The 12,382-nt window shown below is 70.8% G+C and carries 12 protein-coding genes; 5 read left to right on the forward strand and 7 right to left on the reverse strand.

Going from position 1 to position 12,382, the window contains the following annotated elements; all coding sequences use genetic code 11:
* Window positions 1-98 precede the first annotated feature (98 nt).
* Together D7X30_RS08635 and D7X30_RS08640 are read right to left on the reverse strand one after the other, a co-directional pair.
* Entirely contained in the window at window positions 99-863 is a 765-nt protein-coding gene (locus D7X30_RS08635; RefSeq protein ID WP_120562353.1) for a tetratricopeptide repeat protein, read from the reverse strand.
* Window positions 864-923: 60 nt separating this feature from the next.
* Complete coding sequence (locus tag D7X30_RS08640) at window positions 924-1,769, reverse strand: class I SAM-dependent methyltransferase (RefSeq protein ID WP_158619218.1); 846 nt, start codon at window positions 1,767-1,769, stop codon at window positions 924-926.
* A gap of 263 nt (window positions 1,770-2,032) precedes the next feature.
* On the opposite strand from D7X30_RS08640, the gene D7X30_RS08645 reads away from it, so the two are divergent.
* The 5 genes from D7X30_RS08645 (at window position 2,033) to D7X30_RS08665 (ending at window position 7,270) form a co-directional block, all read left to right on the forward strand.
* On the forward strand, window positions 2,033-3,166 hold the full coding sequence (locus tag D7X30_RS08645; RefSeq protein ID WP_199724209.1) for a cytochrome P450: 1,134 nt from the start codon (window positions 2,033-2,035) through the stop codon (window positions 3,164-3,166).
* Window positions 3,167-3,334: 168 nt separating this feature from the next.
* Window positions 3,335-4,564 (forward strand): cytochrome P450, encoded by a 1,230-nt coding sequence (locus D7X30_RS08650; RefSeq protein WP_120562355.1) that lies wholly within the window; start codon window positions 3,335-3,337, stop codon window positions 4,562-4,564.
* Between the two features lie 115 nt (window positions 4,565-4,679).
* Window positions 4,680-6,014, forward strand: coding sequence for a Xaa-Pro peptidase family protein (locus D7X30_RS08655; RefSeq protein WP_120562356.1), 1,335 nt, complete (start codon window positions 4,680-4,682; stop codon window positions 6,012-6,014).
* A gap of 147 nt (window positions 6,015-6,161) precedes the next feature.
* On the forward strand, window positions 6,162-6,521 hold the full coding sequence (locus tag D7X30_RS08660; protein ID WP_120562357.1) for a response regulator: 360 nt from the start codon (window positions 6,162-6,164) through the stop codon (window positions 6,519-6,521).
* Window positions 6,522-6,544: 23 nt separating this feature from the next.
* Window positions 6,545-7,270 carry an endonuclease/exonuclease/phosphatase family protein gene (locus D7X30_RS08665; RefSeq protein WP_120562358.1) on the forward strand — a complete coding sequence of 242 codons (726 nt, stop codon included), beginning with the start codon at window positions 6,545-6,547 and terminating at the stop codon, window positions 7,268-7,270.
* Here D7X30_RS08665 and D7X30_RS08670 read toward each other — a convergent pair whose 3' ends face one another.
* From D7X30_RS08670 to D7X30_RS08690, 5 genes are all read right to left on the reverse strand, one after another.
* Complete coding sequence (locus D7X30_RS08670; RefSeq protein ID WP_120562616.1) at window positions 7,271-8,074, reverse strand: acyl-CoA thioesterase II; 804 nt, start codon at window positions 8,072-8,074, stop codon at window positions 7,271-7,273.
* A gap of 66 nt (window positions 8,075-8,140) precedes the next feature.
* Window positions 8,141-9,382 carry a hypothetical protein gene (locus D7X30_RS42705; RefSeq protein ID WP_233591460.1) on the reverse strand — a complete coding sequence of 414 codons (1,242 nt, stop codon included), beginning with the start codon at window positions 9,380-9,382 and terminating at the stop codon, window positions 8,141-8,143.
* Window positions 9,383-9,395: 13 nt separating this feature from the next.
* Window positions 9,396-11,027, reverse strand: a complete 1,632-nt coding sequence (locus D7X30_RS08680) for a TIM44-like domain-containing protein (RefSeq protein WP_120562359.1) — start codon at window positions 11,025-11,027, stop codon at window positions 9,396-9,398.
* Window positions 11,024-11,653, reverse strand: coding sequence for a TPM domain-containing protein (locus D7X30_RS08685; RefSeq protein WP_120562360.1), 630 nt, complete (start codon window positions 11,651-11,653; stop codon window positions 11,024-11,026). Before D7X30_RS08685 ends, D7X30_RS08680 begins: the two co-directional genes overlap by 4 nt.
* Before the next feature lie 38 nt (window positions 11,654-11,691).
* Window positions 11,692-12,372, reverse strand: coding sequence for a uracil-DNA glycosylase (locus tag D7X30_RS08690; protein ID WP_120562361.1), 681 nt, complete (start codon window positions 12,370-12,372; stop codon window positions 11,692-11,694).
* Window positions 12,373-12,382 lie beyond the last annotated feature (10 nt).

Here is a 12,382-nt window from a genome sequence, read left to right on the forward strand (position 1 = left end):
GGAAGAGGCCTTTCCGGGGCACCCGGATGGAACATCCGGGCGGTGCGTTTTCAGCCCCACCGGAGGCCGTTTCCGGACCCGTTTTCCAGGCCCGTTTTTCACGCCTTCGGGCGGAGGTTCGCGGCCAGCCGTTCGGCCTCCGCGCCCACACCGCCCTCGGGGTCCTTGGCCTTCGCGGTTTCGAACGCGGCGAGCGCCCCTTCGCGGTCGCCGCGGAGCTTCAGCGCCACGCCCACGTTGAGGTGCGCGGCGGCGTTGTCGCGGTCCATGGCGAGCGCCTCGCGGAACAGCGTGAGTGCCTGGTCCACGTCACCCGACAGGAGCGCCTCGCGGCCCGCCTGGACACGCTTGTCCGCGTCGTTGACCAGCTCCACCTCGAACACGCTCTTGCCCACGACGTTGGCCACGAGCACGCGCAGGATGCCGCCCCAGTAGAAGGAGAGGCCCTCCGCGGCGACGACGGCGGCCAGGGGCAGGTCGGGCAGCAGCTGCTTGCCCCGGAACTTGAAGCGGACCTTGGTGTAGCGGCCCTTGTTGGTCCAGTGGACCAGCTCGCCGCGGAGCTTCTTGAAGCCGGCCTCCAGCTGGGCTGGGTCGATTTCGAAGGGCAGCACGCGGCCCTGCGGTTCGCCAGCGGGCAGGCTCTTGGGCGCGGCCTCGCGGGGGTCCACCTCCGGGCTGGAGTCGAAGACGGGCTCGGCCTCCAGCACGGGGGGCTTCGGAGAGGACGCGGAGGCGCGGCGGGGCTCGACCTTCTCCACCTTCGCCTTCACTGGCCGGGCCGGTGTCTTCGCGGGCGCGGCGGGGCGCGCGGGCTGCTTCTTGGCCTTCGCGGGGGACTTGCGGGATGCCGTCTTTGCCATGAGGCCACTCTAAGCGACCCACTCCCCCGCCGCTCGTGAAGTCGTGCGAAGACGGCCTCGCTAGACAGGGCCTGGACGGTGGCCCCAGACGCCCACCATGAGGCTGGGCACCAGCACGCCGCCGTTGGAGCGCAGCTCGGCGGTGAGGCGGGCGGCCAGCGTGTCGATGTCCACCTCCATGGCCAGCGCCACGCCCAGCCGCTCCATGTGGGGCAGCAGCGTGCGCACGGTCTCCACCAGGGCGTGCGTGGTCTCCGCGTCCGGCGTCACGCCCAGCCGCCCGCCCACCACGCCGTCATCCACCACCAGCCCGGCCCGCCGCAGCGTGGACACCAGCTCCAGGCCCATGTGGACCTTGATGCCCACGCGTTCGCAGGTGGGCAGCATCCAGTTCCAGACGCGGTTGAACAGCGGCAGCTTCGGGTGCGCCAGGCCCATGGCCGCCAGCTCCAGCTCGTGCAGCGCCAGCACGCCGCCGGGGCGCAGGTGCTCCGCCATGCGGCGGACGAACGTCACCGGGTCCGGCTGGAACATCAGCACCAGCCGGCCGACGATGGCGTCGAAGGGGGCGCCGACGGGCAGGGACTCCAGGCTGCTCTGCTGGAAGCGCACGTGGGGCAGGCCCAGCACTTCGGCGCGGCGCTGGGCGCAGGCGAGGACGCGGGCCTCGCGGTCCACGCCCACCACCTCGCCCGTGGGGCCCACCAGCTCCGCGGCGAGGAAGGACACGTCCCCCACCCCGCAGCCCACGTCCAGCACGCGCATGCCGGGCCGGAGGCCGGCCCCGCGCAGCACGCCTTCCGTCAACGGCGCGTACACCTGGGCCTGGAGCATCAGCCGTCGCAGCTCCCGGTCCTCGTTTCCCTGGACGTACTCCGCGGCGGCACTGGTTTCTTCGACACGCATGTGCGACTCCGGGGTTGGAGACGACGCGCACGGTCGCAAGCCCTGGCGTTCTTTGCGCCCTCCCGCCGGTGCCTGGGCAATGACAGGCATCCGCCCACGCCTGCGACCCCAGGGCAGGTCTGGCGTTCACTCCCGGACGCCCCCGCCAATGACAATCCAGCCACGAACAACTCCCCACCCTTCCGTCTGTCATTCTTCAAGCCATTGAACGACCCTCCCTCCCGGCGGATGGAGACCGGACGCCAGGAAGGGAGGCCCGACGCATGTCGCGACAGCAGCCCCAGGTCCGGTTCCACGACGATCCCCTGCTATTCATGGAGCAATCGCTCCCCGCTGGGGGTGACGCGCTCTGGCTACCCGGACGGCAGCTCTGCGTCGCGGAGCCGGCGGCGGCCAAGGCCGTGCTCGTCAATGGCGGCGGGCTGTACGAGGAGCACGCGGACTTCTTCCAGACCGCTGAAGGCATGCTGGGTCCCCGCGCCGTGCAGCAAGAGATTGGACGGGAAGCCCGGTCGCTCTTGAAAGCCTTTCTCGCCTCGCGCGCGGAGCTGCTCCCGGAAACCCTCCGCCAATCCCTCTCACCCACCAGCGAATGGCCTCACGCGGGCAACCGGCTGATGTACCGGCACCTCGCGGACGCGCTCGTGGCCCACGGCAGTCCGGAATCGCTGCGGAGCATCGTGGGCGCGGTGGTGGAGCGCGCCGTGCTGGCCGGCGTCCGGGAGCGCACCTCCTGGTGGACCCGATGGCGCTTCCGCCGGCGCGTGCGCCGCGAACTGGTCCAGGCCATCCGGGCCCGGCGCGAGCGGCGTGGCGCGGCGCCCTCCGACCTGTTGGACGTCGTCGTGCGCGCGGCGGACGTCCACGCGTCCGAGGCGCTCCTGGCGGAGGTGTTCCTGTCCTGCGTGTTCGCGGTAACGGGCTCGGTCGGATTCGCACTGGGCTGGTCGCTCTACCTGTGGGGCACGCACCCGCGTGCGGACGCGGATCCGTCCGGCGTGGTCCGTGAGGCGCTGCGCCTGTGGCCGGTGGCCTGGATGCTGTCGGTCCGGCCGGCGAAGGCCCACGCCGTGGCGGGCGAGGATGTCACGCCCGACGACACGGTGGTCGTCTGTCCCTACCTGGTCCACCGGCACCCGTCGCACTGGCAGGAGCCCGAGTCCTTCAAGCCGGAGCGGTGGGACGGCGTCCGGTCCCCTCCGGCGTTCATCCCGTTCGGCTGGGGCACACACACCTGTCCCGCCGCGCTCCTCTCCATGGAGCTGGTGGAGGACGTCCTGCGCATCCTGTCCCGCACCTACCAGTGGACAGTCACCGCGCATGGAGCCCGCCCCCACTTCGGTCCCGCGCTGGCGCCGCCGCGCTTCACGCTGAGCGTCCGGCCGCTTCCCCTGTAGCAACCCGCAGAAGGAGGTAATGCCCATGAAGAAGCTGGCCCGTGCCCTGCTGACCGCGCTGTCCATCCGCCGCAAGGACTCCAAGTACATCTGGGTCATGTACCGCAGCATCTGACCTCTTCCGGAAGGAGGCGGATCCCGTCCGCCTCCTTCTCCAGGGGAGTCCCCATGGACGCGGCACCCGAGGAGCCAGACTTCGTTCGCGAGCTGCGTGCGCGGTGTGCCGCGGAGGGCGGAGTCCTGTGGATCCAACCGGATGAGCTGGGCGTGTTCGAACCCGAAGCCGCTCGCGGATTCCACGCGTGCCACTTCGCCGACCTGACCCTGGCGGACAAGCTCAGCGACGTCGTGCGAGGCCGCCAGAGCGAGCCCTTCTCCTGGAAGGACATTCGCGCCGCGTGGCTCACCCAGCTTCGCCGGCTCTCGGATGGAGAGGGGCTGCGCCAGCTCGAGGAGCGCATGGTGGCGCTGCTGGAGGCCCGGCTGGACCGGCCGCTGGACCTGATGTGGACCGCGCATGAGGTCGTCACCGGCTCGCTGCTGCCGGTGGTGGTGAAGGCGCTGCCCGCGGCGGACCTGGCGCTCGTGCAGCGCGACCAGGAGTTCAAGCTGCGCCGGCTGCTGGGCGCCGGAGGTTCGCGCGCGACGCGATGGGAGGAGCTGCGCTTCGTCCTCGGGCAGGTGCGCAGCGGGAACGCGGTGCGCCGCGAGTTGCGTGGACGCGCCTCCGGCCGCCGTCCCCGTCAGGCGGACCTGCTGGACCCCATCGTGGAGCTACTGCCCACGCTGGGCGTGGACCGCGCCGTCGACGCCGTCACCGCCGTCATCACCGCCATCGCGGGACCGCCCGGCGCCGCGGCCGCGAGCCTGCTGTACGAACTGACGCATCAGCCGGAGCGCGTGGCCCCGCTGGTGGAGGAGCTGGCGCCGCTGTCCGCGGCGGACTTCCTGGAGGACCCCACCCGCACCGCGCCCGCCACCCACCGCTTCGTCAAGGAGGTGCTGCGGATGTGGGGCCCGCCCATGTTCATGACGCGGGAAGCGACCGGAAACCTCCAGGTCGCCGAGACCCGGCTCAAGAAGGGCCAGCGCTTCATCGTCAGTCCGTACCTGCTGCACCATGACCCGAAGCACTGGAACGCGCCGGACACCTTCGCGCCGGAGCGCTGGCTTCCCGAGGCGCCACACGGGGCCTGTCCCCGGTCCAGCTACGTTCCCTTCGGCTGGGCGCCCACGGCATGCATTGGCGCGGCGCTGGGCACCGCGCAGCTCATGCTCCTCTGCCGGCTCCTGCTCCTGCGCTACCGCATCCAGCTGAAGGACCCCGGCGCGGTGCGGATGCGGCTGGCCGCGGTGCCCATGCCCGTGAACTTCCAGGGCACGCTCGTCCCGCGCTGAACACCGGACACCGGGACTTCCGGGTGAAGCACCGGCGTGGTGCACGGCGTGTGGGTTGTCGCGCGGCGAAGCCATGAAACAATCCGCGCCCTCCCCCACCAGGAAGAGCGCATCCATGACGCGTGTCCGGCCCGTCCTCCTCTCCGCCCTGCTTTCTGCCTCCCTCGTCCACGCCGCGCCCGCCGTGCCCGCCGCGGAAGGCGCGTGGCCCCGGGTGCGCAAGGAGCGCCTCCAGAAGCTCTTGCCCCAGGCCATGGCCCGCGCGGGCGTGGACGCGTGGGTGGTGCTCTGCCGCGAGAACGACAACGACCCGCTCGCCGCCCACGTGGGCGGGGAGAACGCGGGAGGCACCGCCGCGTTCCTGTTCCTGCGCGACGGCGACACGCTGCGCTCCACCGCGCTCTCCCCCGAGGGCGAGGCCACCGCGCTCCGGGACATGGGCGTGGTGGACGAGGTGGTGGCCTTCGAGCGCGGCGCGGACGTGAACGCGCTCATCGCCGCGCGGCTGTCCAAGGCGAAGCCGGCGAAGGTGGCCATCAATTCGTCGGAGCGGATGTCCATCGCGGACGGGCTGTCCGCCACGCAGCGCGCGAAGCTGGAGGCGGCGCTGTCCCCCGCGCTGCGCAAGAAGCTGGTGTCCTCCGAGGACCTGGTCTCCGAGTGGCTGTCCGTGAAGACGCCCGAGGAGGTGGACATCATGCGCAAGGCCGCGGACATCACCGCGAAGCTGGAAGAGGAGGCGTACCGCACCGTGGTGCCCGGCAAGACGCGGGACTCGGACGTGGCGCGCTTCCTCAAGAAGCGCATCGCGGAGCTGGGCGTGGGTGACGGGTGGCAGCCGGACCAGAACCCCAACGTGAACAGCGGGCCCACGCGCGGGCACTCGAACGCCACCGACCGCGTCATCCAGCCGGGGGACTTCATCCAGACGGACTTCGGCATCCGCGTGGGTGGCACGTGGGTGACGGACATCCAGCGCTTCGCGTACGTGCTGGCGCCGGGCGAGAAGCAGCCTCCCGCGGAGGCGCTGGCGAAGTGGGAGAAGTCGAAGAAGGGCAGCCGCATCGCGCTCGCGGCGATGAAGCCCGGTGTGCGCGGCTACGACGTGGACAAGGCCCAGCGCGACTGGATGCGTGAAGCGGGCTCCGAGCCCGTGATGTGGGGCACCGGTCATCCCGTGGGCTACTGGGCCCACGACGCAGGCCCCGCCCTGTCCGGCGCGGCGTCCGGCAAGCCGCCCGCGGGCTCCGCGCTGCGCAAGCTCCAGCCCGGACAGGTGTTCGCCTTCGACGGCTTCTACGCGTGGAAGGACGGCAGCAGCCCGGACGCGCTGCGCATCCTCTCCGTGGAGGAGATGGCCGTCATCACGGAGACCGGCGCCGAATACCTCAACCCACCCCAGGAGCAGCTCATCCTCATCCCGTCCCCTGTCACGCCCTCGAAACACTGAGAGCCCTGATGGGCCCGCCACGCCCACACCCTACGACGGGGGTGGTCTCGACCCCGCGACTTGCCCGGTGGGGTGTGGCGCGCGGACGCGCGGGCTCGGATACACTCGTGCGCATCGGCGCGCCGCTCAGGCGCTGGAGGACCGCCCATGCCAACCGTGCTGGTCATCGACGATGACCTCTTCGTGCTCGCGACCGTGGGCGACACCCTTCGGGGTGCGGGCTACACGGTGCTCACGGTGCAGTCCCCCGTCGAGGCCTTCCACCTGGACCTCTCCGGCATCGCCGCCATCCTGTGCGACTACAACATGCCGGACATGAACGGCTCCGACGTGCTTGTCGCCATGCGCGAGCTGCAGGAGTGCCGCGCGCCGTTCATCTTCCTCACCGGCCACTCGGATCTGGATGACCTGCTGCCCGTGGCCATCCGCTACGGCGCGGAGCTGCTGCCCAAGCCGGTGGATCCCGCGGAGCTGACGCGGCTGTTGCGCAAGCAGATCGCCGCCTGAGCCGTTCCGCGCGCATCGGGCCCGTGCGACTCAAGGTCCTCACCCTGAACGTGGCGCACGGTGCGCCGTTCGCCGTGCCCATGCCCTTCCTGCGGCGGCGGTCCGCGCTGCTGGGCACGCTGGACCGGGTGGCGGCGCTGCTCGCGCGAGAAGGCGCGGACGTGGTGGCGTTGCAGGAGGCGGACCGCTCCAGCCTCTTCAGCGGACGGGTGGATCAGGTGGCCCGCATCGCGGAGCAGGCCGGGTATCCGCACGTGCATCACGGCGTGCACTCCGGCGTCCCCGGGTTGTTCGCGCAGGGCACCGCGCTGATGAGCCGGCTGCCGCTGGAGTCATGCGACACGGCGCACTTCGGGCGCGACCGGCGCGTGGACAAGGGCTACGTCGTGGCCACGCTCTCCGGAGAGTACGGACCGGAGCTCGTGTCCCTGCACCTGGATCCGTTCTCCTCGGCGGTGCGGCGGCGGCAGGTGGACCAGCTCGTCCACGCTTTGCGCCAGCGGCCACAGCGGCCTCGCGTGGTAATGGGCGACTTCAACGCGGAGGACGTGGACGGTCCCGTGGCCCGCCTGTGCGCGGAGCTGGGACTGCACACGCCCTCCGAAGGCGAGCCCACGTATCCCGTTCCGCACGCGCGTCAGCGCCTGGACCAGGTGCTCATCTCCCACGCCCTGCGCTTCACCCGCTACGAGCGTCTGCCCGACGCCGTCTCCGACCACCACGCCGTGGTGGCCGAGCTGGTGTCCTGATCAGCCGAGCACGGCGACGAGCTGACGGCACTGCGCGAGCAGCGTGCCGTCCTCCGCCCAGAGGAGCTGGGTCTCCTCCGTGTAGCCGTCCGCGGCCTGGCGCGAGCGGCCGGTGCGCAGGTAGTGCGCGTCCGGCGCGATGCCCTTCACCGGGAACGGCTGGAAGAACTGCACGCTGAAGTCCACGGACGCCGCCGCGCGGAAGCCGTCCAGCCGCGACAGCACGGACGGCGGATACGCATCCATCAACCCCACGCACAGCGCCGAGTCCAGCGCCGTGGGGACGCGAGGCCGCAGCCACCCGCCCACCTCCGCCTCGGGCCCGCCCGAGTACGGCGCCGAGCCCACGCAATAGCGGTACTCGAAGAAGCGGCAGAAGTCCGGCATGGGCACGTCGTCGGGGACGGGCGTGAGCGCCCCGGGCGCGGGCACCTTGGGCATGACGAAGTCCATGTATTCGGGGGCTCCACCGCGAGCGGCGCCGAAGGTCGCCGTGGCGACGGCCACCACCACGCCGCCGCTCTCCACCCGCGCGGTGGCGTGGGTGACGAACTTGCCGGCGCGCTCGATGCGCGTGTGCAGGTCTGCCACGCCCTCCGCCGCGGGCGAGCAGAAGTGCACGGTGAACGAGCGCACCTGCCGTTGGGGGTCGTTCAACTGGTGCTCCAGCGCGCGCAGCACCTGTCCCGCCACCACGCCGCCGTAGGCGCCCCGGCCCTGATACCAGGCCGCCTCGTAGCGCGAGCGGTAGTGCCCGGGTTCCAGCGGTTCAACAAGGGTGGCAGCGAGGAAGGGCGCGGTCATGATGCACCGCATCCTAGTGTCCCCGGCGTGGATGTCCCGGGGAACTCCACGCCCGGCCGGCTGGCACTACCAGACGAGCTCACGCAGCGTAGTGCCCTGACTGACGGGCACCCACTGGAGCACGCGCTTGCTCAGCCGGGGGTAGGGGCATTCCGGTTCAGCGATGAAGAGGAAGCTGAAGGCCTCCCCGCCAGGACGCACCTCGGTGGTGGAGAGGAGCGTCTCCGGTCCCTTGCCATCATTATCGGAGAAAGCGACCGTGAGATCCGTCCTCTCCGACGGCGGCTCCAGGTCGCCGGGGAGGGTTCCCGTCGGCGTCAGGGGCCTGGCCAGAATCCAGCTCAGGGGAAGGTCCACCTCCAGCCGGTCAGGAGCGATCCACCGGACGGGAGGAAGCGACGTGTCCTTGCGGTCGGGCGGCTGGAGCCAGGTGGCCACGGGCTTTCCATCGGCGGTGCGTGCCACGCCCAACCGCACCGGACGCGCGGAACCCGCCTTCCCTTCGCGCCACCACAGCTCCAGGTGATCCGCCACGAGGATGGCCTTCACGCGGGTGTCGGTGGCCGGCACCGGATGGTCGTCCTGGAGCGACGCGATGAGCGTCACCGCGTCGCCCTTGCGCAGCCACTGCACCTTCAGGTTCGCATCCGAGGGGCCTCCCCAGTCCTTCGAGCCCCAGCTCGGCCAGACCGGCGCGGGGGGCGCCGGAACCTTCGTGCCGGAGGCGAGCATCGCGGCGGACCGCACGGGGGGCGACTCTTGGCCTGAATCGATGTCGCCGCCGTCCGTGGGCGTGGCATTGCCCGCTTCGAAGGAGATGCGCTCCGCTTCCTGCCGCACCAGGTCCACGATCTGGATGTGGTGCTGATCCAGGGTCCTGCTGCTCGTCAGCAGCGGCCCCTTCTTGTCGAAGCGGAGGAATGCCTCTGCCCGGAAGCCCGTCGGGGCGCTCATGCCAACGAGCAGGAGCTTCAGGGGATTCACCGCGCTCGGGAGGAGAGCCCTCGGGCACTCGGCGAACCCGGGGCCCAGCCCCTGGCCGCGCAAGGCAAAGCGCTCACCGGTGGCGAGCCCCACCAGGATGACAGGCGCGGTGGTGACCCATTCCTTGGGTGTCTCGAAGACGTAGCAGGCGACGTCGTCCTCCTGGCCATCCCCATCCAGGTCCACCTGGAAGCGCTCGCGGACGAAGGCCTTCTCCGCCTTCACGCGCGCATCGAACCAATCACCGAAGGACTGGGGAGCCGAGGCGGCCGCAGTGGCCGCGACGAGGAGACCGAGCAACGAAAACCCATGGAGCGTGTGCATGAAGGACCGTGGCTCAGCCCTGGTACGACTCGTCCTGTTCGATGCGGCTGAGCACCCAGTCGAACTCGCCGGAGGTCACGCGCGCCTGGCAGTGCGTGCAGTGGCCCGCCATGTTGATGGACAGCGGCGCGCCGCACGACGGGCACTGCTTCTGAGTGGAGGGCTTGCCCTGCACGCCCCGGCCGCGGATGAGCGTCCAGTACTCGCTGTAGGCGCGCTCGCGGGAACGGCTGCCACCCACGACCTGTCCGTCCCGGTCCCGCACCGTGTAGTCCAGGCTGGAGGCGAACACGCGCAGGGTGACGGCGTCGAAGTACTCATCCCGCGTCACGCGCGCGAGCACCATGTTCGTGATGTGCGCGTTCTCCGTGATGTTGCGCAGGCCCGCCGCACGGTAGGCGTTGATCCAGTACAGCTGCGTCTGGAAGAGGTTGTCGCTGAGGAAGGGCCGCATGCCCTTCCACTCGCGCGCGGCCCACGCGGTCTGCATCTCGTGGAAGATGAACTCCAGGCGCTTGCGCAGCGCCAGCGGCGTCGCCTCCGGGTCGTCATGCAGCAGCGCGTTCAGCCGCTCCTGCGAGCGCGAGTCCTTGATGGTGGGCAGCTCCGTGCCCTGCTCCTCCGTGGTGCCGGTGAGCTGCGGGCCGCGCCGCTCGCGCTCCTGCGACGCCACGCGCGTCACCACCCAGTCGAACTCGCCGGTGTTCACCACCGTGTCGCAGTACGAGCACTTGTGGCCGTGCACGGACTCCAGCGGCGCGCCGCAGTTCGGGCACTTGAACGCACGCGCGTCCTCGGGCGCCCGGGACTTCGCGGACGCGTCGCGCTCCAGCAGCCACTCCTCCGCGACGTACCAGCTCTGCTCGGAGCCGGAGGTGACCTCCGTGTAGTTGGCCTCGAAGCGCAGGACGACGCGGACGCGCCGGCTGTTCGCGCTCACGCCCTCCACGGCCTCGTAGGTGACGGCGCCCACCACCACGGCCTTCACCGCGTCCGGGGTGCCCAACTGCTGGAGCGAAGCGATGGCGCCGTCGGACAGCCAGCCGCCCAGCGTGTCCAGGCGTCCGCCGCCGCGCGCCTCGTGCACGCGGGCGAAGAGCGAATAGACGAAGTCCTCGAAGAGGACGATGGAGAACTCCGGATCCAACGGCTGCGTCGACCCGTCCGAACCCTTGGGCCCCACGCGGGCCAGGCGCGCGAGCTTCGTGCGCAGCGAGCCCTGGCGCTGGGGCGGCGGAGGCGCATGGGGCGTGGTGGTGCTCCAGTCCTTCTCACCCGCGCCCGTCTTCAGGTTCATGACGACGATGGCCACCACGCCCATGACGACGATGAGCAGGCAGAAGCCCCCGAACGCTCCACCGCCATCCGAGGATGACGAACCGCTGGAGCTGTAGGAGCGAGGGCCGGAGCTGTACGAGGACCGGCTGCTGCTGGAGCCGAAGGAGGACGATGAGCTGCGGCTGCTGGAGCTGGACGAACTGCGGCTGCTCGACGAACTGCGGCTGCTGGAGCTGGACGAACTGCGGCTGGAGCCCCGGTAGGTGCTGCCGCCACCAGGGCGCGCCTCGGCGTCTGGGAGCGAGGCCAGGCCCAGCCCGAGGAACAGCGCGACGGCGAGGAGGAGGACGGAGTGGGAGCGCCTCACGCCACGGCTCCGGGCATGTCCGGCAGTTCGTTCACGTCATCCTCCAGGCGGGGCAGCACGCGCGAAAGCGGCGCCTGGATGCGGCGCAGGGCCTGGAGGAAGGGCTCGGGCGCGGTGGACGCGGACAGCGCGGCGGACAGCTGCGTGAGCGCGTCCTGCCACTCGGCGCCCATGAGCGAGGTGTCCACGCCGTAGTCGGTGACGACCTCCACGCGGCGCTCGAAGAGGGAGACGAACACCAGGATGCCGGTGCGGCGCGACGTGTGCGAAACGCCCAGCTCCGTGAAGGCGGCCTTCGCGGCGGTGCGCACGGAGTCCTCCTGGAGCTTGCGCGGGGTGAGCGCGCGGCGCAGCGACGGCAGCAGGCGGCCGCCCATCACGCCCGCGGCGTAGGACAGGAGCACCACGGGCGGGAAGGCGAAGAGGTGGACCTCCTGCGGGATGAACAGGAGGACCAACAGCATGACGAAGGCGACGGCCGCGCCCAGTCGTGCATCGGTGTGGGCGTAGTCGCCAGAGGCGCGGCGCACGGACACCACGACCTCCGCGGCGGTCTGGGACTCAATGGCCGCGACGGCTTCCGCGGCCTGGGTGCGTGCGGCGTCTTCGAGGAAGGTCGTGGCCATCGTGGGCAGGCACTATAGCCAACCCACGCGACACGCTCCTACGAGGGCAGCTCCCAGCCGATGGTGTGCTGGCCGTGCTTCTTCAGCGCGGCGTTGGTGGTGCTGTACGGCTTGCTGCCGAAGAAACCCTTGCTGGCGGACAGCGGCGAGGGGTGCACGCCCTCCAGGACGACGTGGCGCTTCGCGTCGATGAGGGCCTTCTTCTTCTGCGCGGGCTTGCCCCAGAGCAGGAAGACGACGGGGTCCTCCTTGGCGCTGACGGCGCGGATGACGGCGTCGGTGAAGGGCTCCCAGCCGTGCTTCGCGTGGCTGTTGGGGGAGGCCTGGCGCACAGTGAGCACGGTGTTGAGCAGGAACACGCCCTGCTTCGCCCAAGGGATGAGCGACCCGTCGCGAGGCTTCGGCGCGCCCACGTCGCTGTGGAGTTCCTTGAACATGTTCACGAGCGAGGGCGGAGGAGGCACGCCAGGTTGGACGGAGAAGGCGAGGCCATGGGCCTGACCGGGGCCGTGGTAGGGGTCCTGGCCCAGGAGCAGCACGCGCACGTCCGTGTAGGGCGTGAAGCGGAACGCGGAGAACACGTCCTCCTCCGACGGGAACACGGTGTGTTCCTGGCGCTCCTTGCGCACGAACTTCTCCAGCTCCTGGAACGACGGAGCGTGGATGGCGTCCTGCAGTACTTCCTTCCAGTCCTCGGGCAACCCGTCCGCCAGGCTCATTGTGTCCCTC

This window comes from Corallococcus sp. AB011P (assembly GCF_003611605.1).
GTDB classification, from domain to species: domain Bacteria; phylum Myxococcota; class Myxococcia; order Myxococcales; family Myxococcaceae; genus Corallococcus; species Corallococcus coralloides.